General features: G+C 70.5%; 17 protein-coding genes and 1 rRNA gene. 6 read left to right on the top strand and 12 right to left on the bottom strand.

Features of this window, described 5'->3' with window-relative positions; translation table 11 throughout:
- The 3 genes from LY41_RS21840 to LY41_RS21830 all read right to left on the bottom strand — a co-directional run.
- A 16S ribosomal RNA gene (locus LY41_RS21840) occupies positions 1 to 147 on the bottom strand; the annotation flags it as partial.
- A 389-nt stretch (positions 148 to 536) separates the two neighbouring features.
- Positions 537 to 1,880 carry a type I glutamate--ammonia ligase gene (gene glnA, locus LY41_RS21835; protein WP_253866129.1) on the bottom strand — a complete coding sequence of 448 codons (1,344 nt, stop codon included), beginning with the start codon at positions 1,878 to 1,880 and terminating at the stop codon, positions 537 to 539.
- 152 nt (positions 1,881 to 2,032) lie between these two features.
- On the bottom strand, positions 2,033 to 2,635 hold the full coding sequence (locus LY41_RS21830) for a DJ-1/PfpI family protein (RefSeq protein WP_253866127.1): 603 nt from the start codon (positions 2,633 to 2,635) through the stop codon (positions 2,033 to 2,035).
- Between the two features lie 120 nt (positions 2,636 to 2,755).
- On the opposite strand from LY41_RS21830, the gene LY41_RS21825 reads away from it, so the two are divergent.
- Both LY41_RS21825 and LY41_RS21820 read left to right on the top strand, forming a co-directional pair.
- The gene (locus tag LY41_RS21825) at positions 2,756 to 3,760 is read left to right on the top strand and encodes a GlxA family transcriptional regulator (RefSeq protein ID WP_253866126.1); all 1,005 of its coding nucleotides are present in this window, start codon (positions 2,756 to 2,758) and stop codon (positions 3,758 to 3,760) included.
- A gap of 53 nt (positions 3,761 to 3,813) precedes the next feature.
- The gene (locus tag LY41_RS21820) at positions 3,814 to 4,590 is read left to right on the top strand and encodes an LppX_LprAFG lipoprotein (protein ID WP_253866125.1); all 777 of its coding nucleotides are present in this window, start codon (positions 3,814 to 3,816) and stop codon (positions 4,588 to 4,590) included.
- Positions 4,591 to 4,662: 72 nt separating this feature from the next.
- Here the strand turns inward: LY41_RS21820 and LY41_RS21815 are convergent, their stop codons facing one another.
- Positions 4,663 to 6,222, bottom strand: coding sequence for an alpha/beta hydrolase (locus LY41_RS21815; protein WP_253866124.1), 1,560 nt, complete (start codon positions 6,220 to 6,222; stop codon positions 4,663 to 4,665).
- A 49-nt stretch (positions 6,223 to 6,271) separates the two neighbouring features.
- Here LY41_RS21815 and secA2 point away from each other — a divergent pair, with 49 nt between their 5' ends.
- Together secA2 and LY41_RS21805 are read left to right on the top strand one after the other, a co-directional pair.
- Positions 6,272 to 8,875, top strand: coding sequence for an accessory Sec system translocase SecA2 (gene secA2, locus LY41_RS21810; RefSeq protein ID WP_253866123.1), 2,604 nt, complete (start codon positions 6,272 to 6,274; stop codon positions 8,873 to 8,875).
- 53 nt (positions 8,876 to 8,928) lie between these two features.
- On the top strand, positions 8,929 to 10,647 hold the full coding sequence (locus LY41_RS21805; RefSeq protein WP_253866122.1) for an NAD+ synthase: 1,719 nt from the start codon (positions 8,929 to 8,931) through the stop codon (positions 10,645 to 10,647).
- Positions 10,648 to 10,655: 8 nt separating this feature from the next.
- On the opposite strand, the gene LY41_RS21800 is transcribed toward LY41_RS21805, so the two are convergent.
- Positions 10,656 to 11,336, bottom strand: a complete 681-nt coding sequence (locus LY41_RS21800; protein ID WP_253866121.1) for a DUF998 domain-containing protein — start codon at positions 11,334 to 11,336, stop codon at positions 10,656 to 10,658.
- Between the two features lie 222 nt (positions 11,337 to 11,558).
- On the opposite strand from LY41_RS21800, the gene panB reads away from it, so the two are divergent.
- Positions 11,559 to 12,458 (top strand): 3-methyl-2-oxobutanoate hydroxymethyltransferase, encoded by a 900-nt coding sequence (panB, locus tag LY41_RS21795; protein ID WP_253866120.1) that lies wholly within the window; start codon positions 11,559 to 11,561, stop codon positions 12,456 to 12,458.
- A gap of 13 nt (positions 12,459 to 12,471) precedes the next feature.
- Here panB and LY41_RS21790 read toward each other — a convergent pair whose 3' ends face one another.
- A complete protein-coding gene (locus LY41_RS21790) occupies positions 12,472 to 13,275 on the bottom strand; it encodes a helical backbone metal receptor (RefSeq protein ID WP_253866119.1) in 804 nt (267 codons plus the stop codon).
- 98 nt (positions 13,276 to 13,373) lie between these two features.
- Here LY41_RS21790 and LY41_RS21785 point away from each other — a divergent pair, with 98 nt between their 5' ends.
- A complete protein-coding gene (locus LY41_RS21785) occupies positions 13,374 to 14,318 on the top strand; it encodes an ATP-binding protein (RefSeq protein WP_253866118.1) in 945 nt (314 codons plus the stop codon).
- 6 nt (positions 14,319 to 14,324) lie between these two features.
- On the opposite strand, the gene LY41_RS21780 is transcribed toward LY41_RS21785, so the two are convergent.
- Genes LY41_RS21780 through LY41_RS21755 form a run of 6 tightly spaced genes read right to left on the bottom strand, consistent with a single transcriptional unit; the run spans position 14,325 to position 22,397 of the window.
- Complete coding sequence (locus LY41_RS21780; protein ID WP_253866116.1) at positions 14,325 to 14,594, bottom strand: hypothetical protein; 270 nt, start codon at positions 14,592 to 14,594, stop codon at positions 14,325 to 14,327.
- Between the two features lie 24 nt (positions 14,595 to 14,618).
- A complete protein-coding gene (locus LY41_RS21775) occupies positions 14,619 to 15,563 on the bottom strand; it encodes a hypothetical protein (RefSeq protein WP_253866114.1) in 945 nt (314 codons plus the stop codon).
- 15 nt (positions 15,564 to 15,578) lie between these two features.
- Positions 15,579 to 16,580 carry a C40 family peptidase gene (locus LY41_RS21770; protein WP_253866112.1) on the bottom strand — a complete coding sequence of 334 codons (1,002 nt, stop codon included), beginning with the start codon at positions 16,578 to 16,580 and terminating at the stop codon, positions 15,579 to 15,581.
- A gap of 2 nt (positions 16,581 to 16,582) precedes the next feature.
- Positions 16,583 to 17,209 (bottom strand): hypothetical protein, encoded by a 627-nt coding sequence (locus tag LY41_RS21765; protein ID WP_253866110.1) that lies wholly within the window; start codon positions 17,207 to 17,209, stop codon positions 16,583 to 16,585.
- Positions 17,210 to 17,217: 8 nt separating this feature from the next.
- A complete protein-coding gene (locus LY41_RS21760; protein ID WP_253866108.1) occupies positions 17,218 to 19,305 on the bottom strand; it encodes a magnesium transporter in 2,088 nt (695 codons plus the stop codon).
- Entirely contained in the window at positions 19,302 to 22,397 is a 3,096-nt protein-coding gene (locus LY41_RS21755) for an ATP-binding protein (RefSeq protein ID WP_253866106.1), read from the bottom strand. The genes LY41_RS21760 and LY41_RS21755 overlap by 4 nt, the downstream gene beginning before the upstream one ends.
- Between the last annotated feature and the right edge of the window lies 1 nt (position 22,398).

Raw genomic sequence — 22,398 nt, 5'->3', positions numbered from 1 at the left:
GCTTATCCCAGAGTACAAGGCAGATTACCCACGTGTTACTCACCCGTTCGCCACTCATCCACACCCGAAGATGCTTCAGCGTACGACTTGCATGTGTTAAGCACGCCGCCAGCGTTCGTCCTGAGCCAGGATCAAACTCTCCAACAATGCATTGAAAAATCCAAACCAAGCAAAAAACACAACACCACAACCAACCACGCCAAACACGCGATCAACCATGGCCCTGCGCTAGCTCAAAAAAACCCCAAAAAAGAGGCCCTAAGCAACAAAACAAAGCTCACAAACACACTGTTGAGTTCTCAAACAACACGCAGTTGGTTATTTGGCCCGAAAGCGCCAGCAACCACAGTAACTTATCTCGTGGAGATTCGTTGCTCTGGGTTGTGACCCTCTTGAGGGCCGACCAGAAAGCCTACCCGGTCCGTCTCGCGGAGTCAACCTCCGCCTCGTCCCGTCCGCTCCCTGGCGACAAAGAGAACATTACACGGCCGCGACACCCTCTGAAACAGGGGGGTCCCTTTTTGCGAAGCCGCAGGTCAGAGCACTGGAAGGAGGGTCCGGAGCTCGTACGGCGTCACCGAGCTCCGGTAGTTGTTCCACTCCGTGCGCTTGTTCCGGAGGAAGAAGTCGAAGACGTGCTCGCCGAGCGCCTCGGGCAGCAGCTCCGAGCTCTCCATCTCCGTCAGTGCCTCGCCGAGGTTCTGCGGCAGCTGCTTGTAACCGGCAGCCTTGCGCTCGACCTCGGACAGCGCCCAGATGTCGTCCTCCGCCGCGGGCGGCAGCTCGTAGCCCTTCTCGATCCCGCGCAGACCGGCGGCCAGGATCACCGAGTACGCCAGGTACGGGTTGCACGCCGAGTCGAGCGAGCGGATCTCCACCCGCCGCGACGACGCCTTTCCCGGCGAGTACATCGGCACCCGCACCAGCGCCGACCGGTTCGCCCGGCCCCACGACACCGCCGTCGGAGCCTCTCCGCCGACGATCAGCCGCTTGTACGAGTTCACCCACTGGTTCGTGACCGCGGAGATCTCCCGAGCGTGGTACAGCAGCCCGGCGACGAACGCCTTGCCGGTCTCCGACAGCTCGTACGGATCCTCGGGGTCGTAGAAGGCGTTGCGGTCGCCCTCGAACAACGACACGTGGGTGTGCATGCCCGAGCCCGGATGGCCGGTGAACGGCTTCGGCATGAACGTCGCGCGCACCCCCTGGGTCAGCGCGACCTCCTTGACCACGTACCGGAACGTCATGACGTTGTCGGCCATGGTCAGCGCGTCGGCGTAACGCAGGTCGATCTCCTGCTGCCCGGGCGCGCCCTCGTGGTGACTGAACTCCACCGAGATGCCCATCGCCTCGAGCGCCTCGATGGCGTGCCGCCGGAAGTGCGTGGCCGTGGCGTGGCTGGCCTGGTCGAAGTAACCGCCGTTGTCGGCGGGGACCGGTTCCTTACCGTCCTCGGGCAGGTCCTGAAGGAGGTAGAACTCGATCTCCGGGTGGACGTAGCAGGTGAACCCCGCCTCGCCCGCCTTCGACAACTGGCGGCGCAGCACGTGCCGGGGATCCGCCCACGACGGCGAGGCGTCGGGCATCGCGATGTCGCAGAACATCCGCGCCGAGTAGTGCCCGCCGTCGGCCTGTTCCCACGGCAGCACCTGGAACGTCGACGGGTCCGGCTTGGCGATCATGTCCGACTCGTAGACCCGCGCGAAGCCCTCGATCGCGGATCCGTCGAACCCGATCCCTTCGGAGAACGCGCCTTCCAGCTCCGCGGGGGCGATCGCCACCGACTTGAGGAAGCCGAGTACGTCCGTGAACCAGAGCCGCACGAAGCGGATGTCGCGTTCTTCGAGTGTGCGCAGCACGAACTCCTGCTGACGATCCATGTGCGTGACCCTATGCGGGCCGTGTTAACTCGGTGTTTCGTGGGTTTCGCCGATTCGGCGGATACTCGGCACCCCTGGGCACGGCACCCCTGGGCACGGCACCGCCACGGCTCACCGGCACGGCTCACCGGCACGGGGCGCGACCGGCGTGCTCACACCGGTGGCTGCGGGTCGTACTGAATTCCCCGCCGCACGTCACGGGCACGTTCCGGAGAGGCCAGCCGGGAAACCAGGTGCAGCGCCATGTCGATCCCCGCCGAGATCCCGGCGGAGGTGACGATGTCGCCGTCGTCGACGAACCGCGCGTCGGGACGCACGTCGATCGTCGGGTCGAGTTCGGCGAGATACCCCAGGGACGCCCAGTGCGTCGTCGCCGGACGCCCGCTCAGCAGACCTGCCGCGGCGAAGACCAGCGAACCGGTGCACACACCCGCCACCAGAGGCACCGACCTGCGCTGCGACCTGATCCATTCGACGTGCTCGACGTCGGCGAGCTGCGGGCGCGTCCCGTCGCCGCCGGGATGCACGAGGACGTCGAGGGCCGGCATCTCGCCGATCGCATAGTGCGGCTCGACGGTCAGCCCTTTCGCACAGGTCACGGGCTTTCCCTCGGTCGAGCAGCAGAACACTCGCCACCCGTCGTCCGGGTACGTGCGCGCCCAGAACGACAGCACTTCCCACGGCCCGATCGCGTCGAGCTCCTCGACACCCGGGAACAGCAGGATCCCGATGTTGCGAACGTTCCCGTCGACCATTGCTCACTCCCATCGAAGGCACCCGTCGCGGCGGCCGGTCGTCCCGGCGGTCACCAGCGTGATCGACCTCCGCGGCCGATGACGAGTGGCAGGAATGCCAATATGTGCGACGATCTTGCCATGGACGTGCACCGGGTCGTGGTCCTCGCCATCGGCGAGGTCGTGGGCTACGACCTGCAGATCCCGCCGCAGCTCTTCGCATCCGCCGAACACGGCGGACGGCCGTTGTACGACGTGCGCGTCTGCGGGGTCGACGACCGGCCGGTGCGGGTGTCGTCCGGGTACTCCGCACTGCTCGACCACGGCCCCGACGCGCTCGACGACGCCGACACCGTGATCGTGCCCGGCACCCGGCTGCCCGGCCCGCGCCGCGACGGCTCCCTCCCGGACGACGTCGCCGCCGCACTGGCACGCGCGCCCGCATCCGCCCGCATCATGTCGATCTGCACCGGCGCATACGTGCTCGCCGCGGCCGGAATACTGAACGGCCGCCCGGCGACCACGCACTGGGCACACGCCGAGCGATTCCGCGCCCTCTACCCGGACGTGCACCTCGACGAGAACGTGCTGTTCGTCGACGACGGCGACGTGCTCACCTCCGCCGGCCTCGCCGCGGGTGTCGATCTCTGCCTGCACGTCGTCCGCTCCGACCACGGCAGCGACGTCGCCAACCGCGCCGCCCGGTACTGCGTCGTCCCACCGTGGCGCGACGGCGGGCAATCGCAGTACATCGACCGTCCGATCAGCGATGCCGGCGCCGGCAGCACCGCACCCACCAGGGCCTGGGCGCTGGAGCGGCTCCACGAACCACTCGGACTGGCGGCGCTGGCCACCCACGCGCGGATGAGCATGCGCACCTTCAACCGCCGCTTCCGCGACGAAACCGGCCTGCCGCCGCACACCTGGCTGACCCACCAGCGCGTCCTGCACGCCCGGCACCTGCTCGAAGTCACCGAACTGACCGTCGACCAGATCGCCGCCGAATCGGGCCTCGGCACCGCGGCATCGCTGCGCAAACACCTGCGCGCCGCCCTCGGCGTCTCCCCGCTCGCATACCGGCGCACCTTCGCCGCCCGCACCGAGGCGACCGCCGCACGGCGAGCCGAACCGGCACACCACCGGTAACCGCTCCCACCGCCCAACCGGGCGACCTTCGGTCGGCAGTACGGTCTCAAGACATGTCTCGGCGGATTCTGGTCGTCACCGCATCGCTCGTCGCGCTCGTCGCCGGGTGCACCTCCTCACCCGAGGCACCCGAGAGCGAGCCGCCAGGCGCCTCGCTGGTCCGAGACGCCTCGATCGCGCTCCGCGACGTCACCAGCGTCCGCTTCGACCTGCACACCCAGGGGGCGCTGCCCGGCTTTCCGATCCGGTCGCTCGACGGCGTGGCCACCCGCTCGGGCTGGGCGGCGGGCGAGGTCGACCTGCAGCTGCCCGCCGAACGCGTGCAGTACGAGTACGAACTCGGCCACCGGGACGGCGGGTCCTCGTCCGGCGGTTCGCCCACGTCGGCGGTGCCCGACGGCAGCAGCGCCGAGGCGGCCCACGACAACACCGTCACGCTGACCGACTCCGACGACGTGACCACCACGGCCGTCCTGCCGGAACGGTTCACCGCGAAGAGCCTGCTCGCCCGCGACGGCGGTCTGCGCGACCTGCTCGGCGATGCGACCGAACTGAGCACCGAGAGCCGCGAGGACATCGAGGACGTGCCCACCTACCGCGTCAGCGGCACCCTTCCCCAGGCCGACATCTCCGAACTGCTGCCCGGCGTGACCGACGACGTCGCGGTCAAGTTCTGGGTCACCGACAATCCCGAGCGGACCCTGTTGCGCGTGTGGCTGCAGGTGCCGCCGCGGCGGCCGAACCAGGGCGCCACGATGATCGAACTCGGACTGAGCGAGCACAACCAGCCGATCGACGTCTCCAGCACGCCGCCGTCACCGAGCAGCTGACGCCACCCATCCCGCCCGCAGCCGCTCACCGCCCGCAGCCGCACGTCACGGCCGGTCCGGCGGCCACGCCGCTCACGTGCAGCGCTTGCCCTCCTGCGGCAGGGTGCCGTCGATCAGGTAGCGCGCGCCCACCTGGTCCACGCACTGGTTACCCTGCAGGAACACCGTGTGCTGGTCGCCCTCGAACGTGAGCAGCCTGCCGTTCATGGCCTCGGCCAGCTGCACCCCGGCCTGATACGGCGTCGCGGGATCGTTGGTGGTGGAGACGACCAACGCGGGCGGCACGCCGTCGACGTCGGGCAGATGCGGTTCGGACGTGTGCTCCACGGGCCAGAACGCGCACGCATCCCGTGCCGCCGACGGCCGGGTTCCCGGATCGAGGAACGGTGCGACCTCGGCGTACCGCCGCTGCGCCCGGCGGATCTTCGTCTTGTCCTCGACGGGCGGATCGTCGATGCAGCGGATCGCCACGAACGCGTCCTGGGTGTTGGCGTACCCGCCCGAGGAGTCACGCTGGTTGTACATGTCGGCCAACGCCATCAGGGTCGAACCCGTACCCTGCGACAACTCGGTCAGCCCGGTCTTCAGTTGCGGCCACATGCGCTCCGAGTACAGCGCCTGGACGGTGCCCGTCGTGGCGTCGTCGTAGGACAGCACGCGGTCGCCGACGTCGACGGGGTCGTCGAGCAGGGGCCGCACCAGGTCCTGGTACGCCGTCGTCGGGTTGCCGCTCAGCGGACAGTCCGACTGCTCCTGGCACCACGTCGCGAACTCCTCGAACGACGCGCCGAAACCCTCCCCCTGGGACACGAGCGACTCCACCGTGTCCTGTTCGGGATCGAGCGCGCCGTCGAGGACGAGGGAGCGGACGTTGCCGGGGAACCGCTCGGCGTAGGTGTAGCCGATGCGGGTGCCGTACGAGTAGCCCAGGTAGTTGAGCTTGCGGTCGCCGAGCACCGAACGCAGCACGTCCATGTCCTGGACGACCTCGCGGGTACCGAGGTGGGCGAGCATGTCCTTGCCGTGCTCGGTGCGCTGCGCGCACTTGGCGGCGAACTCGCGTTGCTGCTGCTCCACGGCCTGCACGCTCCGGCTGCTGCCGTCGTATTCGATGTCGTCGGCGCGGTCGGCGTCGCGTTCCTCGTCGGTCAGGCATTCGATCGCCGGCTCGCTCGCGCCGATACCGCGCGGGTCGAAGCCGACCAGGTCGAACCGCTGGCCGATCTCGGTGTCGGCGGTCGGGCCCGCCATCGACGCCGCACTCATCATGCCCGAGGCACCGGGCCCGCCCGGGTTGACGAGCAGCGAGCCGATCCGGTCGTCCCCGGTCGCCTCGTGCCGCAGCAGGCCGAGCGAGATCGTCGTACCGTCGGGCTCGGTGTAGTCCAGCGGCACGCTCAACCGCGCACATTCGAGCCCTTCCGCCCCGAACGCCGAGCGCGCCGTGCCGGAGGTGGCGTACGGCTCGCATTCACCCCAGTCGAGGGCCTGCCCGTAGAACCGGTCGAGCCCCTGTGGCACGGGCCCGACGGGACCCTTCTGCTCGGGCTGGTCGGATGAGCAGGCGGTCGTCAGCCCGCCCAAGGCGAGTACACAGGTGGCGAGGGCCAGGTAGCGTTCGACAGAAAGCACAGAGGTGATCGTGCCATCGCAGGACGAGAAGCGAGATGGGAGACCACGCGTGGCGTTGATGAGCCGGCTGGGCAAGCGGTTGCGCAGGATCATCCAGCGCCCGGCGAGCGTGGAGCTGACTCGGTACGAGGCGTTGCTGCCGCGGATCGAGAAGCGTGAGCCGGAACTGGAGAAGCTCGACGACGGCGCGCTGACGGCCGCCGCCACCGAACTGGGGGACGAGCTGTCCGCCACCGGGACGTTCAGCGACCGGCAGCTCATCGAGGTGTGCGCCCTCGGCAGGGAGGCGGCGCGCCGCTGCCTGGGTGAGCGGGCGTTCGACGTGCAGCTGCTGGGCACGATGGGCCTGCTGACCGGGCACGTCGTGCAGATGCAGACCGGTGAGGGCAAGACGCTCTCCGGTGCGCTCGCCGCCGCCGGGTATGCGTTGCAGGGCAAGCGGGTGCATCTCATTTCGGTCAACGACTACCTGGCCCGCCGCGACGCCGAGTGGATGCGGCCGGTCTACGACCTGCTCGGCGTGTCCGTCGCCTGGGTCGAGCCGTCGTTGGACGCCGCCGATCGGCGCGCCGCGTACGGCGCCGAGATCTGCTACGGCGCGGTCAGCGAGATCGGCTTCGACGTGCTGCGCGACCGGCTCGTCACCGACGCGGGCGAGCTCGTGCAGGCCGAACCGGAGGTGGCCATCGTCGACGAGGCCGACTCGGTGCTCGTCGACGAGGCGCGCGTGCCACTGGTGATGGCGGGTTCGGTCGACGCGGGGGTGGCCGACCTCGAGGTCGCCGACATCGTCCGCAGACTGCGTGTCGGCCTGCACTACGAGACCGATCCCGACGGGCGCAACGCGTGGCTGACGGCCGCGGGCGCCTCGGTGGTCGAGAAGTCGCTCGGCGGTATCGATCTCTACGACGAGGACGGGGCCGACCGGCTCGCCGCCGTCAACGTCGCACTGCACGCACACGCGCTGCTGACCCGGGACGTCGACTACCTCGTGCGCGACGGCAAGGTGCAGCTGATCAACGCGTCCCGTGGCCGGGTCGCCGAACTGCAACGCTGGCCGGACGGCCTGCAGGCTGCGGTCGAGGCGAAGGAACAGCTGTCACCGTCGGACCGGGGCGAGATCCTCGACTCGATCACGGTGCAGGCACTCGTGGCGCGGTACCCCCAGGTGGCGGGTATGACCGGTACCGCGGTGGCCGTCGCCGAGCAGCTGCGCGAGTTCTACGAGCTCGAGGTCGCGGTGATCCCGCCGAACACGCCGAACGTGCGTGAGGACGCCGGGGACCGGATCTACGCGGCGCCGAGCAACAAGCTGCGCGCGATCGTGTCGGAGATCGAACAGGTGCACACCACCGGGCGGCCGATCCTCGTCGGCACCCAGGACGTGGCCGAATCCGAGGAACTCGCCGAGAAACTCGAGAAGGCCGGCCTGTCGTGCGTCGTGCTCAACGCGCGCAACGACGCCGAGGAAGCGGCGATCATCGCCGAGGCAGGCACCTACGAGCGGATCACCGTGTCGACCCAGATGGCGGGCCGCGGCACCGACATCCGCCTCGGCGGCGCCGACGGTTCCGACCGGGAACGGGTCGCCGAACTCGGCGGACTGCACGTCATCGGCACCGCGCGTTACCCCAGCAGCCGCCTCGACGACCAGCTCCGCGGCCGCGCAGGCAGGCAGGGCGATCCGGGCAGTTCGGTGTTCTTCGCCAGCCTCAACGACGAGCTCGTGCTCGGCCACGCGCCGGACGTGCCGGACGGGATCGACGCCGACTCCGAGACCGGCGAGATCACCGACGCCGCCGCCCACCGGCAGCTCAACCACGCCCAGCGCGTCGCCGAAGGCGTCGACCTGGAGATCCACCGCAACACGTGGCGCTACACGCGGTTGATCGAACACCAGCGCTCCGAACTGCTGAAATGGCGGGACGAGGTGCTGCGCACCGACGCCGCCAAGAAGACCCTCGGCGAACTCGCCGCCGCAGGCGACAGCGACGGTGACGCTGCGGGTGACGGCGCGGGTGACGGCGCGGGTGACGGCTCCGATGACAGCACCGATGACAGCACCGGTGACAGCACCGGTGACAGCACCAGGGCCAGCGACAGCGCGGGTGACGAGGCCGGGCCCGACGACCCTGCGGCCGAAGACCCGGCAGTCGGTGACCCAGCAGTCGGTGACCCGACAGCCGACGACACCGGGGACGGCGCAGCACCCGCCCGGGGTTCCGGGGCGAAGCCGCTCGACGAGGCGCGGCTGACCGAGCTGGCCGGGAAACTCGGCGAGGAGGAGCTCACGACGGTGTGCCGGCGCGTCCTGCTGTTCCACATGGACCAGCGGTGGGCCGATCACCTGGCCTTCCTCAACAACGTGCGGGAAACGATCCACCTGCGGGCGATGGCCAGGGAACAGCCGCTGGACGAGTTCCACCGGGCGGCGATCCCGGAGTTCCGCAAGATCCGCGGCGATGTCGAGTCGCGATCGACGGCGACCCTCGCGGACGTCGAGATCACCACCGACGGGATCGACCTCGCGGCGGCGGGCGTGCGCAGGCCGACGTCGACGTGGACCTACCTCGTGCAGGACAACCCGTTCGATTCGGACGCCGAGCAGGCGCTGAAGAAGGTCCGCGGAACGCTGCGCAAGAAGCGCAGCTGAACGTCCGGCGAGCGCACGCGCGAGGCGATGCGCGGGTGCGCGACAATGACGACATGCCGCACCTGCGCATCGCACTGGCCCAGATCAACCCGACCGTCGGCGACCTGACCGGGAACGCCGACCTGATCGTCGAGCGCGCCCGCGACGCCACCGACGCCGGGGCGCACGTCGTCGTGTTCCCGGAGATGACGCTGACCGGGTATCCGGTGGAGGACCTGGCGTTGCGGGAGACGTTCGCGCGCGCGTCCCGCGAGCAGGTCGCCGCCCTCGCGCGGCGGCTCGCCGACGCGGGCTGTGGTGACCTGCTGACCTACGTCGGCTACCTGGATCAGGACGCGGCGGGTCCGCGCAACGCCGTCGCCGCGCTGATGGGCGGTGAGGTCGTGGCCACGCAGTACAAGCACCACCTGCCGAACTACGGCGTGTTCGACGAACGCCGCATCTTCCAGCCCGGCGCCGAGCTCGACGTCGTGCGCCTGCACGGAATCGACATCGGCATGGTCGTCTGCGAGGACCTGTGGCAGGACGGCGGCCCGGTCGCGGCGCTCGGTGAGGCCGGCGTCGACCTGATGGTGGCGCCGAACGCCTCGCCGTACGAACGCGCGAAGGACGACGTGCGCCTGCCGCTGGTCGCGTCGCGGGCACGCGAGGCCGGCGCTCCGGTGGTCTACACCAACTGTGTCGGCGGGCAGGACGATCTCGTGTTCGACGGTGATTCGATCGTCGTGGGTGCCGACGGCACGCTGCTGGCACGCGCCTGCCAGTTCGCCGGGCAGCTGCTCGTGACCGACGTCGACGTGCAGGCCGGCGGGCACACCGCCGACGGCGAGTTCGCCGGACTGACCGTGCACCGGCACTCGCTGAGCGACGGCCCGGCACCGGCGCGCGAACCGCTGGCGGGCCCGGTGATCGGCGAGCCGCTGTCGGACGAGGCCGAGGTGTGGTCGGCCCTCGTGCTGGGGCTGCGCGACTACGTCGGCAAGAACGGATTCGGCACGGTGATGCTCGGCATGTCCGGCGGCATCGACTCGGCCGTGGTGGCCGCACTGGCGGTGGACGCACTGGGCCCGGATGCGGTGTACGGCGTGGCCATGCCGTCGGAGTACTCGTCCGACCATTCCCGGTCCGACGCTGCCGATCTCGCCGAACGGCTGGGCTGCCATTTCCGGGTCGAACCGGTGGCCGACCTGGTGCAGGGGTATGTCGACCGGCTGTCGTTGCGGGGACTGGCCGAGGAGAACATCCAGGCCCGCGTACGCGGGATGCTGCTCATGGCGCTGTCCAACCTGGACGGCCACCTGGTGCTGGCGCCCGGCAACAAGACCGAGCTCGCCGTCGGCTACTCGACGATCTACGGCGACGCCGTCGGCGGCTTCGCCCCGATCAAGGACGTGTTCAAGACCCAGGTGTGGGCGCTCGCACGCTGGCGCAACGACGAGGCCGTCAAGCGCGGGGAGACTCCGCCGGTCCCCGAGAACTCGATCAGCAAGCCGCCGTCGGCCGAGCTGCGGCCCGGCCAGGTCGACACCGACTCACTGCCGGACTACGCGCTGCTCGACGACGTGCTCGACGACTACGTCGAAGGCGACCGCGGGTACGCCGATCTGCTCGCTGCCGGATTCGACGCCGAGCTGATCGACCGGGTGGTGCGCATGGTCGACAGGGCCGAGTACAAGCGCAGGCAGTACCCGCCGGGGACGAAGATCACGTTCAAGGCGTTCGGCCGCGACCGCAGGCTGCCCATGACCAACCTCTGGCGCGAGACACACTGACCTGCGGTTCAGGCCACGCCGCCGGCGCGGTCGTGTCCGGTCCGGTGGAGGTAGGCGACCCCGGCGCCGACGACGATGCTCTCGCTGATCAGCTGCCCGCGGGAAGCCAGGCCCGCGAACTCGCCCGGTCCGACGACATCGTCGAGCACCAGTAGCAGCCACGCGACGGTGCCGAGTACGACACCGACCGTGGGCAGGATCGTCCAGCGGCCGTACCACCAGGTCAGCAACGCGACCGGGCCCACGGAGCAGAACACGTTGACCAGGATCGACGCCGCGATGTGAAGCTGACCGCCCAGCGACGGATCGGGGTCCGGTGTGCAGACGCCTCCGGCCATCGGCTGGCATTCCAGCGGGCAGATTCCCCGGACGAGGTAGAGCAGGCCGAGCATGCCGAGCAACAGCACCGTCACTCGCGCTCTGTTGTCCACCGGGGCGATGCGCAGCAACGGCGGCACCGCCAGCACGAGCGCCACCCCGGCGACCAGTTCCACGGCGCGAAACACCGGTGCATACGGCTGACCCGGCACGGCGAGCGCCGATGTCACCGTCCGCGACGGCGACATGTCGGTGCTCAGCACGAATTCCGCCACCCAGCCGAGCTGGCCGATGATGGCGATGACCAGCAGGGACATCCCCACTCTACGCACCGCGGTCAGGGTCGTGGGACCGCGGAGCTCCGGCAGCATGCCGAACTACTTATCACGCTATCGGCCCAACCGAAACCCGACATGGATTCGCACACAGCGTGATGGCCGCGTTACCCCCGCAGCGTGCCGCCGCCCGGGTGCTGTGAAGCTGCTCGCACGCACTTCCTGGCCCCGAACGGGGCTGCCACGCTCGGGAGGGTAACGATCCACGACCCGGGGACCTGCCGCGCGCGGCCTCGAGGGAAGGACGGTTCGACGACGATGTCTGTCTCCGAAACACCCGGCGACTCCACGGGCGAGCAGCCCGCACCGTACGGCTCCGGCGCTGCCCCGGCAGGCGATCCTCCCGGCCCTGCGCCCGAGCGCAGGAAGGTCCGTGTCCACCACCTCCGGCAGTGGAAGGAACGCGGCGAGCCCTGGCCGATGCTGACGGCCTACGACATGTACACGGCGAAGCTGTTCGACGAGGCGGGGATCCCGGTACTGCTCGTCGGCGACTCGGCCGCCAACAACGTCTTCGGCTACGACACGTCGCTGCCGGTGACGGTCGACGAGCTGCTGCCGCTGGTCCGTGCCGTCTCGAGCGCTGCCACGCACTCGCTCGTGGTGGCCGACCTGCCGTTCGGCTCGTACCAGGTGTCGATCGAGCAGGCCGTCGCCACGGCGGTGCGGTTCATGAAGGAGGGCCGTGCCCACGCCGTGAAGCTCGAAGGCGGGAGCCGGTTCGCCCCGCACGTCGAGGCGATCGTGGCCGCCGGGGTGCCCGTGATGGGCCACATCGGGTTCACGCCGCAGTCCGAGCACACGCTCGGCGGATACCGGGTGCAGGCACGCGGCGAAGCGGGCGTCGAACTGCTGGAGGATGCGCTCGCACTGCAGGACGCCGGGGCGTTCTCGGTGGTGATGGAGATGGTGCCCGGTGAGGCGGCGCGGCAGGTGACGCGCAAGCTGGCGATCCCGACGGTCGGCATCGGCGCCGGTGCGGAGTGCGACGCGCAGGTACTGGTGTGGCAGGACATGGCAGGCCTGCGGACCGGCGGGGCGCCCCGGTTCGTCAAGCGCTACGCCGACGTCGCGGGTGAGTTGACGCGCGCCGCGCAGGAGTTCGCCGCCGACGTGCGCGGCGGCGAGTTCCCGGCCGCCCAGCACACGTTCGACTGACCCGCCACTGCGCTCACGGGAGGACGGCCGAGAGTGTTCGGTGGGCATCCACCAGCGATGGTCCGTACCACGTCAGGTACCGACCGGAGACGAGGACGTACGGAACACCGGGGAACGCGTCGGGGCCGTCGTCGTCGGTGAACTCCCACGGCTCGTCGGGTAGCACGAGCAGGTCGGCGTCGCCGTCGGTGAACCGCAGGCGGAGCTCGTCGAGCTTCGGGCGCGGATAGCGGTCGTCGGCGTCGGCGTGGACGTGGTCGACGCCGAGCCTGCGCAGGACGTCGCCGCCGAACGTGTCCCGGCCGAGCACCACCCACGGCTTGCGCCACACCGGCACCACCGCGCGGGCCCGTACCGGCGGCGGCTCCGACGTCCACAGTCGTTCGGCCTCGGCCAGCCACGCCGGCACGGGCTCCTCCGGCGTCGCCGCTCCGGCGATGTGCATGCCGAACGGCCCCGTCAGCAGTGCGCGCAGCGAGGCGAGTGCTGCGGGCACCGTCGCGGGTGCCTCCATCACCCACACCGCGATCCCGGCCTCGCGCAGCGCCTGCACGTCCTGCGGCCGGTTCTCCTCGGCGTTGGCGAGCACGAGGTCGGGATGCAGCTGTGCCGCGGCATCCGCGGTCGGATACTTCGATCCGCCCACGCGCGGGACATCCAGCTCGGGCGGATGCGTGCAGTAGTCCGTCGCGCCGACGACGAGCCCGGGCATCGTGTGTTCGACGGCCTCGGTCAGTGCCGGTACGAGCGAGACGACCCGTCGCGGCGGTTCCGGCAGCACCACGTCGGCGCCGAGATCGTCGGTGAACGTCGTCATGCGGCCATGCTCCCCCACCCGACCCGATCGGGTCACCGCTGCCCTCGGTACCGTTCCGCCATCCAATAATGAAAACGACTTCCATTTAAGGGGTTCGTATGAAGGTGGCCTTCGTGGGCAAGGGCGGCAGCGGCAAGACGACGCTCAGCGGCCTGTTCACGTCGTATCTCGTCGGCTCGGACGCGCCGGTGCTGGCCATCGACGCCGACATCAACCAGCACCTCGCCGTCGCACTCGGCGCGGCTCCCGACGAGGCGGATGCGCTGCCGACGCTCGGTGACAACGCCGTGCTGATCAAGGACTACCTGCGCGGTGACAATCCCCGGATTCCCAGCGCCGAGTCCATGATCAAAACGACTCCGCCGGGCCGCGGCTCGCGGCTGATGACCCCGCGTGAGGACAACCCGGTCACCGACGCGTGCATGCGCGAGATCGCCGGCGCCCGCGTCGCGGTGACCGGCCGGTTCACCGACGACGACCTCGGCGTCGCCTGCTACCACTCGAAGACCGGTGCCGCGGAGCTGCTGCTCAACCACCTCGTCGACGAGGCGGGCGAGTACGTCGTCGTCGACATGACCGCGGGCGCCGACGCGTTCGCCTCCGGCCTGTTCACGCGCTTCGACGTCACGTTCCTGGTGTGCGAGCCGACGATGCGCAGCGTCGGCGTGTACCGCCAGTACACCGCCTACGCGCGCGACTTCGGCGTGCGTCTCGCCGTCGTGGGCAACAAGGTCGCCGACGACGAGGACGTGGAGTTCCTGCGCGAGGAGGTCGGCGAGGACCTGGTCGGCTGGCTGTCGACGTCGCGGCACGTGCGCGCCGCCGAACGCGGCAGGCACCGTCCGATCGACGAGCTCGAACCCGCCAACCTGGCCGTGCTCGACACCATGCGCTCCACTGTGGACGCCGTCGAACGCGACCGGGCGGCCTACCAGGCGCAGGCCGTCGAGCTGCACCTGCGCAACGCCGAGGCGTGGGCCGGGTCCGCGCTCGCCGACCAGGTCGACCCGGACTTCGTGCCCGCTCCCCCTGCTCGCGTGTAGACCGGCCTACCGGTCGGTTCCTGCCACCCCGCCGCTGCCGTTGTCGCCGCTGCCGTTGTCGTCGTTGTCGTCGCCCGCGGCCCATTCGGCGTCGGCTTCATCGGCGGCCTCGGTCCGCGCCCGGGCGATCTCGAGGGCCTGCCGGGCCGTCGCCTCGTCCGGGTACGGCCCGAGCAGGTCGATCGACCTCGACACCTCGCCGTGCTCGATCTCCCCGGTGCGGGTGTTGTACCACCAGCCCGACGGCGGGTTCGCATCCTTCTGTCGCCAGCCCATACCTCGAGCCTGGCACACCCTGTGTCACCTGCGAAAGCGGTACGGAATCTCCGTCGGTTCCGCGCCCGTCGGCCCGAACACCGCCGCGTCGGCAGCCGCCCGAGCGTCTCCGGAATCCCCGTCTCCGGAACCCGCGGCTGCAGAGCTCGCGTCGGCGGAACCGGTGTCCGCGGAACCCGCGTCGGCGGAGCCTGCCGTGTCGCGTGCCGGCATCTCGTCGAACCAGTCCCGCTGTGCGGTAGCGGACTCGTGCGGCGCAGGCGTCCCGCTCTGCGGGGCGACGGCCGGGAACGAACCACTCGCCGTGACCGGTCCCGACGCGGGCGGGGCCTGCGTCGGAGGAGCCTGCGCGGGCGGCGGGGTCTGTGCGGGCGGCGGGGTCTGTGCGGGCGGCGCGGTGAAACCCGACGGCGGTGTCTGCCACACCGGCTCCGGACCGATGTTCATGGGCGCGGCCCTGCTCTGCTGCGCCGCGGCGGGCGTCTCCTCGGGGCGGCTGCCCCGTACGACCGGGTCCAGACAGGACACGAGCACGGTCACCGAGTCCGGATCGTCGACCTTCCGGCCACTGCGCTCGCGGTAGACCATCTCGCCCTCGGAGTCGATCTCGACGAGGTAACCGGCCTCGGCCAGCTGCTCCTCGTCGAGGTCCACGAGCCGTTCGGGCCGCGAGGGAACGACGCGGTAGGCGGGCCAGTCCAGCCGCACGTGGCCGTCGTGGAACTGGGCGAGCAGGTTCGCCAGCTGCTGCTGCCACGGCAACGGCATGTCCTGCACGAGGGCCCGTGGCAGCACGACGTAGCCATCGGTGACGCCGGGCGGCTCACGCCGCAGGTAATCGGACAGGGGCGTGCTCGAGGCGGGCGGAGCGCTCCGCGGAGCCGGTGGACGCGACTGCATCGCGAACGGATCGATCTGCGCTCCGCCGCGGCCCGCGTTCTTGCCGCGCTTGCCCCACTTCTTGCCCACGACTTCCTCCTGCGTTCACACACCGGGCCGGACGGCCTGCGGGACGAGACCACCCTCGTCCCAGGACACGTCACGGACGTGCACCGGGACGCCACTCTGCTGCGCCTCGACCATTCTGCCGTCCCCGAGATACATCGCCACGTGGTGAATCGTGCTCGGGTCGGCCGTATCGTACGCCCAGAACAGCAGGTCACCCGGCTGTGCCTGTTCGACCGGTAACATCGAGCCCGCCCGGTACTGGTCGCGCGAGACCCGTGGGATCGTGATACCGGCGGCCTCGTAGGCGCGCAACATGAGGCCGGAGCAATCATACGAATCGGGGCCGGTCGCACCCCAGACGTACGGTTTGCCACGCTCGCCCATCGCGAAGTCGATCGCCTGCTGCACCGTCGAGTTCGACGCCAGCACCACACCGCCGCCGGATGTGCCGCAGCCACTCGCGTTGCGGATCTCGCCGACGTTCTGCACGAGGTGGACGGCCATCGGCTCCCACTCGTGGTACCGGTCCGGGAACGCCGACCGCTCGACCTCCTGGGCCGCCTCGCCCGGGCGCATGTGCTGCCAGCCGGGCACGTCTTCGAGCACGTCGTAGAACTTGTTGACCTGGTACGGCGGGTCGGTGACCTGCGCGGGCGTGCCCCAGCCCATCGACGGGCGCATCTGGAAGATGCCCAGCGAGTCGCGGTCGCCGTAGTCGAGGTTCTTCAGCCGCGACTCGGTCATACCCGCCTGGATCGCGATCTGCCACGCCCGCGGCGACAGGTCCCGTTCCTTGCCGATCTTGATGATGAGCGACACGATCTCGCGCTGTTCGCCCTGCAGCGACGAGGCGTCGGCCGCGCCGTTGTGGCCCTGGCCCGGCCTGCTCGGCCCGATCGCGGCGTCGCACGACAGTTCCGTGACTCCGCCGCTCATGGCCTGCTGCCGTGATCCGTCGATGACGGTGATCAGTCCGAGCGCGAGCACCACCGTGAGGGCCGCGGCCGTGATGCATCCGAAGAGCAGTCCCCCGCGCACGGCTAGCCCACCCGGCTGTAGTCGGACACGCGCCAACCCTCGTCGGTCTTGATCACGGTGACCGACAGGTCCGGGCCGTCGGTGGAGATCAGCGCCTCGACCGAACGGGGGTACGAGTCGCCGGCCTCGGCCGTGCCCTCGACCGTGGTTGCCGGGATGTTCGCCGGGTCGACGCTGCGCATGACGGGCAGGAACTCGGCCGTGGTGTACGGGCGCAGACCGTCGAGCCACGCGTCGACCGTCGTGTCGTCGTCGTGCTCGACCCACGCCGCGGCCCACTGCTCGGCGACGCGCAGTGCCTGCGGCGCCGCCGGCGCCTGGGAGGGCGTCTCCCGCGGCTCGGTCAGCCGGGTGACCGGCGGCGCCCCGGAGTCACCGGAACCACCGGAGTCACCGGCACCGTTCGACGTGCCCGGCTCACCCGCCTGCGCGCTGCCGGATTCGGATGTGGGCGGGGTGGACCCCGAGGCCTGCCCGTCGGACACCAGCCGGGGGACGACGATGCCGGCCGCGGCGATGATCGCGACGAACAGGATGATCGTGCCGACCAGATGCGACGGTGAGCGCATCGGCCAGCTCCACAGACGCCGGTAGATCGCCGCGCGGCCGCGGTTGGTGCGAATCGGCATGCCCGCCCCTACCGCACCGCGTGATCGGTGTCACGGATGTCGTCGGGACGCACCTCGAGCCCCCGGGACGGCCGGTACAGGACGTACACGGGCTTGCCGGCGACGAGTTCGCTGTCGGCGCGCCGCGGTTCCGGAGCGGCGGGCGCGGGTGCGGGTGCGGGTGCAGGGGCTGGCGCGGGTGCGGGCACGGCCTGGGCACCGCCCTGACCGCCGGCCCGCCCCGCGGGGGACACGCCTGGCTCGCTCATCCGCGACGGCACCACGAACGGATCCGCGTCGTCGACGCGGTCGATGCCGCGATCGGTGACCGGTGCCGTGTCGACGCGCCTGCTGGGCGCCACCATCGGCTGCCGGTCGCCCGGCCCGCGGTTCGGTGGGGACGTGCTGAACACCGGAGGGGCAGCACCGCCGCCCGCGGGCAGTCCCGGGCTCGCACCGCCCACCCGCTGGGGCGTGCTCGGCCAGTGCGACGCCGGGTGCGCGCCGGTCTGCGGCCCGTCGATCCGCTGGGCGTTGGCCACGACCGCCGCCTCCGGACGGGACCGCCCGCCCGAACCGGCTGCTGCCGCGCCGCGCGTGGACGCGCCGCCCTCGGCCTCGTCGTCGCTCTTGACGTTCTGCCAGAACTCGTCCTGCGGCGTCGGCTGGGACGACTTCTTGCGGAACCGCGAGAACAGGCCTCCGCCCTGGCTCGGCACGGCGGAGCCGACCAGGCTGACCGAGGTCTCGACCATCTGCCACAGCCGCCGCGCAGGCCGTCCCACGACGAACATCATGATCGTCACCAGACCGGCGATCGCCAGCTGCACGATCATGTCCATACCGGATGCGGCGAAGATCGCCTGCAGCAGCAACGCGTGGATACCGGCGAGCACCGACAGCACGAGCAGGTTGAACGCCACGCCCCCGATGACCCGTCCGACCTTGCGCAGCACGTCGTGCTGCAGAATCGCGAGCAGGCCGATCAGCGGCGCGGTGAGGGTGAACAGCCGCACGAGAATCTGTGCGAGCAGCACCGCGACCTTGGCGACCAGTTGGAACAGCGAATACGCCAGGCTCTGCAGCATCGCCAGGAATCCCGTGCCCGCGCGGGAGCCGTCCTCGCCGCTGAAGTAGCCGCTCGAGGCCTGGAGCTGGCCGGCGATGCGGTTGAACTCCTCCTTCTTCTCGTTGATGACGCGCTCGTCGCCGTCCTCCTCGTTGCGCATCTGTTCCCACGTGAACGCCTGCGCGTCGAGCAGGTCCGGACCGTACTCCGCCGCTTCCTCGTCCTGTTGGTCGTTGCCGAACGTGCCGCGCAGCCAGTTCTTGTGGACGACCTCCTCGTGCAGGTCGGTCGGCAGGATGTGCCGGACGACGCGGTCCTGCTCCTCGTCGACGAAACCGGCCTGGATGTTGGTGGTGGTCTGGACGATCGCGTGGTCGATCTCGTCGTGATACTGCAGCAGCGCCAGCGACGAGGCCGCCAGCCACAGGCCACCGATCGCGAACAGCGCGCGCTTGCTCACCGTGGCGAGGTCGCCGCGCCAGATGTTGCGGAACAGGAAGATCGCCAGCAGCAGCGCCGCGAGGCCGAACAGCTGGGCGTAGATGTTGTTGTAGACCGCTTCCGCGCCCTGCGCGACCGCCTCGGTCAGCGGCTGGAGCACGCCGCCGTCGAGCACCTCGTAGTGCAGCGCGTTCGTCGCGCCGACGATGTTCTTGGCGACGTTGAACAGCTGGTTGCCCAGCCAGGTGTCGACGGTCGTGCTCGGATCGGTGAACGCGCTACCGCCACTGCCGTCGCAGTCGTGGACGTGCCAGACCATGCCTGCGTAGCTGTAGTCGGCGTAGACGCTGCCTGCCTCGCCGTTGCCCTCGGGATTGTCGATCGCGCCGACCATGCCGGAACCGGGCCGTTCCGGGTTCGGCGCCTCGCAGTCGGACTGCGCCTGTGCAGGTGAGGCGAGCACCGCCTGGCACGCCAGCACCGCGATCGTGGCCAGCATCGCCGGTCCGCGCCGCGCGAGCTGCGGGCGGCCCGATCCACGGCGGCGGCGCGTACGCAGCCACACCCACGCGCACACCAGCGCGGCGAGCACCGTCATCGTGATCATGCGGCGTCCCTGCCGGTGCCGTTCTTGCCCCGGCCGCCGGCGCGGGCGGGCTCCTGCCTGCCGTCGGCGCCGTCCTCGAAGGCGCCGTCCTCGAAGGTTCTGTCGTCGAAGGTTCCGCCCTCGACGGTGCTGTCGTCGGTGACGCTGTCGTCGAGGGCGCTGTCGCCTGTGGCGCCGGTCCGCAACGTGGTGTCGTCGAAGGCGTTCTCGGACAGCAGCTGGTCCTCGGTCAGCCCGACCTCCAGTTCCGCGGCCAGTTCGAGGTCTTCCTCCTGCTCGGCCCCTGGCGGCTGCGACCCCGGCTGTGTCGGCGGCTGCGACGTCGGCTGTGACGGCGGCTCCTCCACCGTCCTGCCCGGCTCGCTGCCTGCGGCCGGCTGTTCGGTGACCGCGGCCGGCCGTTCGGCGAGGGCGGGCGCCTCTGCCGCGGCCGCCTGCGCGGGCCGGTCCGGCGTCGCACCCGGCGTGGTGTCGAGCGTCTCCCGCAGCTGGTGCAGGTGCGGTCCGGTGAAGTCGACGCGGATGCGCTCCACGCCGCCCGCACCGTCGCCGAAGATGAACTGCCGCGGCTCGCGATCGCGTTCGGCCTCGCGCTGCCCGCCGGGACGGCGGCCGAGTGCGGACACGACCTGTTCGTAGCCCGCCCCCACCGGCACCTTGAGCAGCCGCAACGCGTCGGCCTGCGCCTCGTCCTCGTCGAGTCTGCCGACGAACACCGAGTCCAGCAGCGCGACGAAGCCCTGGATCCGCAGGAAGTCGGCGGGGATCTGCGACGACAGCAGCACGCGCACGTTCCACTTCCGTGAATCACGCGCGAACCGGTTCATCAGCACCCGGCCCGTCGGCACCTCCGACAGGAAGAACGCCTCGTCGATCCACACACCCTTGCGCGCCGACTTGGGCTTGTCGTAGACCGAGCGCGCCGTCAGCCAGGCGGCCAGGTTCATCATCTCGACGCCGAGCGCTTCGGCGTCGGTCCAGTGCTCGCGGCCGACGCCCTCCTTCGGCAGCGTCAGCCCCGCCATGGTGAGCACGGTGAGCCGGTCGTCCCGCTGGTCGGTGTACGGATCGGCGTCGGTCTCCGGGATGAGCAGGGACATGCGTTCGCGCAGCTCGTCGAGGAAGTCGGCGACGACGACGGCGTGGTCGTGGTGCTCGCTGGAGTCGCGGCGCAGCGCGTCGATGACCTGGCCGGGGTCGGCGTCGTGCCGCCCGCCGACCATGCGGACCGCGCGCAGCAGCACGATGCGCGTCTGCGGCATGCGTGCGACGTCGTAGGGCAGCACGCCGGTGAGCACGTCCAGCACGAGCCTGCGGCGCGTGGCCCCGGCGAGCGCGCGTTCCCGTCGCCAGGAGCGTTCCGGGTCCTCCTCGTCCAGGAAGTGCTCGAGCTGCGGTTCGGCGACGACGCGGTACGGGTTGAGGATGCCGGGCTGGGCGTTGAGCAGGTTGATCGGCCGCGCGTACGGGCGCAACTCGGGCAGCTCGCACAGCCGCGACAGCGGACCGGACGGGTCGAGGATCGTCCAGTGCGCACCGGCGCGGAGCGTCTTGTAAACGATGCCGCCACCGAGGAACGACTTGCCGCCACCGAGACCGGCGACGATCGAGGTCAGACCGGACCCGTCCCGGATCTCCTGTGCCATCCACGGATCCCATGCGACGGGACGGCGGGTGGCGGTGCAGGTTTCGCCGAGCAGGATGCCGCGGCGGTCGCCGACCTCGGCCGTGGCCGTGGGCACCGACGAGGCGGCCCAGACCACCGAGCCGCGGCGCAGGTACGCCCCGGACGCGAGCGACTCGCCCGGGATGAACTCCCTGGCCAGCGCGTACTGTGCCTCGGGGTGCTCGATGGCGATCTTCGGCTTGTACAGGTCGAGCAGCTGCTGGGCGAACTTGAGCGCCTCGCGTTCGGTGCTGCCCGAGACCGACATCCGCCACCACGAGCGCACGCGCGTGGCGAGTGCGGTGAAGCCGGACGTCATCTCGTCGTCGACCTCGAGCACCCGCGAGGCCTGCCGGGCCAGCGACTGCGGCGGTTCGAGTTCGTGCTCGTCGGTGTAGTGCTTGACCTGCGAGCGCACCTTGTTCATCTGCCGCTGCAGCTCGCCTGCCACCTCTTCGGGCCTGCGCACGTAGATGCGCGCGGACCACTCCACGGGGGCGGGCAGCCGGTCGGCGTGCTGCACCCACGGGTCGTCGACCTCGGGGATCTGCAGGCCGTGCATCTGGCCGACCGTCAGCACCGCGACATGGCGCTTGACCCCGGCGTTCGATCCGGTGCGGCCGCGGACGGCGACGGTCGGCGCGTACGGATCGGCGTGGAAGTCGGCGGCGTCGGTGAAGCTGGCGAGGTCCTCGGGCTCCCACGTCGACGTCGGCACGGCGGGCATCGTGCGCGGCGCGGGCAGGCCCAGCGAGCACGACCGGTGCATCAGCCAGGACATCTCGTCGGCGCTGACCGGCCTGCCTTCGAGACCGGAGGAGCCGATGACGCCGTCGAGGTGCTCGACCTCGGAATCGATCGCCGACAGCTCGGCGTCGACGGCCTCGGGGATGATCTTGCGCAGCAGCGGCGCAGCGCGTTCGACGGCGCGGTCCATGACCCGGCGGGTCTGGACCTGCACCCCGAGGTAGACCTCCTTCTCCGCCATCGAGCGGCCCATCAGCTGCTGCTGCTCACCGACGAGGTAGTCGTCGAAGGACTGCGCGCCCGGCACGTCGGCGGGCCGATCGTGGGCGTTGTGGACGTGCGCCTCGGCCCACATGCGGATCGGGTACGGCCGGGTCGTGACGCGCAGGTGCATCCACCGGCCCTGCAGCTCGGCGTACTGGCCCGCGATCGCGGCGATCAGGTCCTGGCGCTGCGAATCCGAGCGGAACGACCAGCGCTGGGGAGCGAGCCGGTACCAGGCGTACACCTCGTTGCCCGTGCGCAGCAGGTGGCCGTCGATCGAGCGGGCGGCGATCGACGGCGTGTAGGTGGGGATCGCCTGTTCGCCGGGCAGCCTGCGGCCCCGGCCGTCGGTCTTCGTCGACGGTGCCGGGTTCGCGGCTTTCCTGCTGGTGCCGCTTCGGTCGCGACCGAACAAG

Origin of the sequence: Prauserella halophila (genome assembly GCF_024171895.1) — a bacterium.
In the GTDB taxonomy this organism is placed as follows: Bacteria; Actinomycetota; Actinomycetes; order Mycobacteriales; family Pseudonocardiaceae; genus Prauserella; species Prauserella halophila.
The sequence above is the reverse complement of the archived record's forward strand: the minus strand, read 5'-3'. Positions and strand labels throughout refer to the sequence as shown.

Coding starts and splice junctions, on each gene's coding strand:
- glnA (WP_253866129.1), bottom strand. CDS start 1,880: ATGGATCGTCAGCAGGAGTTCGTGCTGCGCACACTCGAAGAACGCGAC.
- LY41_RS21830 (WP_253866127.1), bottom strand. CDS start 2,635: ATGGTCGACGGGAACGTTCGCAACATCGGGATCCTGCTGTTCCCGGGT.
- LY41_RS21825 (WP_253866126.1), top strand. CDS start 2,756: ATGGACGTGCACCGGGTCGTGGTCCTCGCCATCGGCGAGGTCGTGGGC.
- LY41_RS21820 (WP_253866125.1), top strand. CDS start 3,814: ATGTCTCGGCGGATTCTGGTCGTCACCGCATCGCTCGTCGCGCTCGTC.
- LY41_RS21805 (WP_253866122.1), top strand. CDS start 8,929: ATGCCGCACCTGCGCATCGCACTGGCCCAGATCAACCCGACCGTCGGC.
- LY41_RS21800 (WP_253866121.1), bottom strand. CDS start 11,336: ATGCTGCCGGAGCTCCGCGGTCCCACGACCCTGACCGCGGTGCGTAGA.
- panB (WP_253866120.1), top strand. CDS start 11,559: ATGTCTGTCTCCGAAACACCCGGCGACTCCACGGGCGAGCAGCCCGCA.
- LY41_RS21790 (WP_253866119.1), bottom strand. CDS start 13,275: ATGACGACGTTCACCGACGATCTCGGCGCCGACGTGGTGCTGCCGGAA.
- LY41_RS21785 (WP_253866118.1), top strand. CDS start 13,374: ATGAAGGTGGCCTTCGTGGGCAAGGGCGGCAGCGGCAAGACGACGCTC.
- LY41_RS21780 (WP_253866116.1), bottom strand. CDS start 14,594: ATGGGCTGGCGACAGAAGGATGCGAACCCGCCGTCGGGCTGGTGGTAC.
- LY41_RS21765 (WP_253866110.1), bottom strand. CDS start 17,209: ATGCCGATTCGCACCAACCGCGGCCGCGCGGCGATCTACCGGCGTCTG.
- LY41_RS21760 (WP_253866108.1), bottom strand. CDS start 19,305: ATGATCACGATGACGGTGCTCGCCGCGCTGGTGTGCGCGTGGGTGTGG.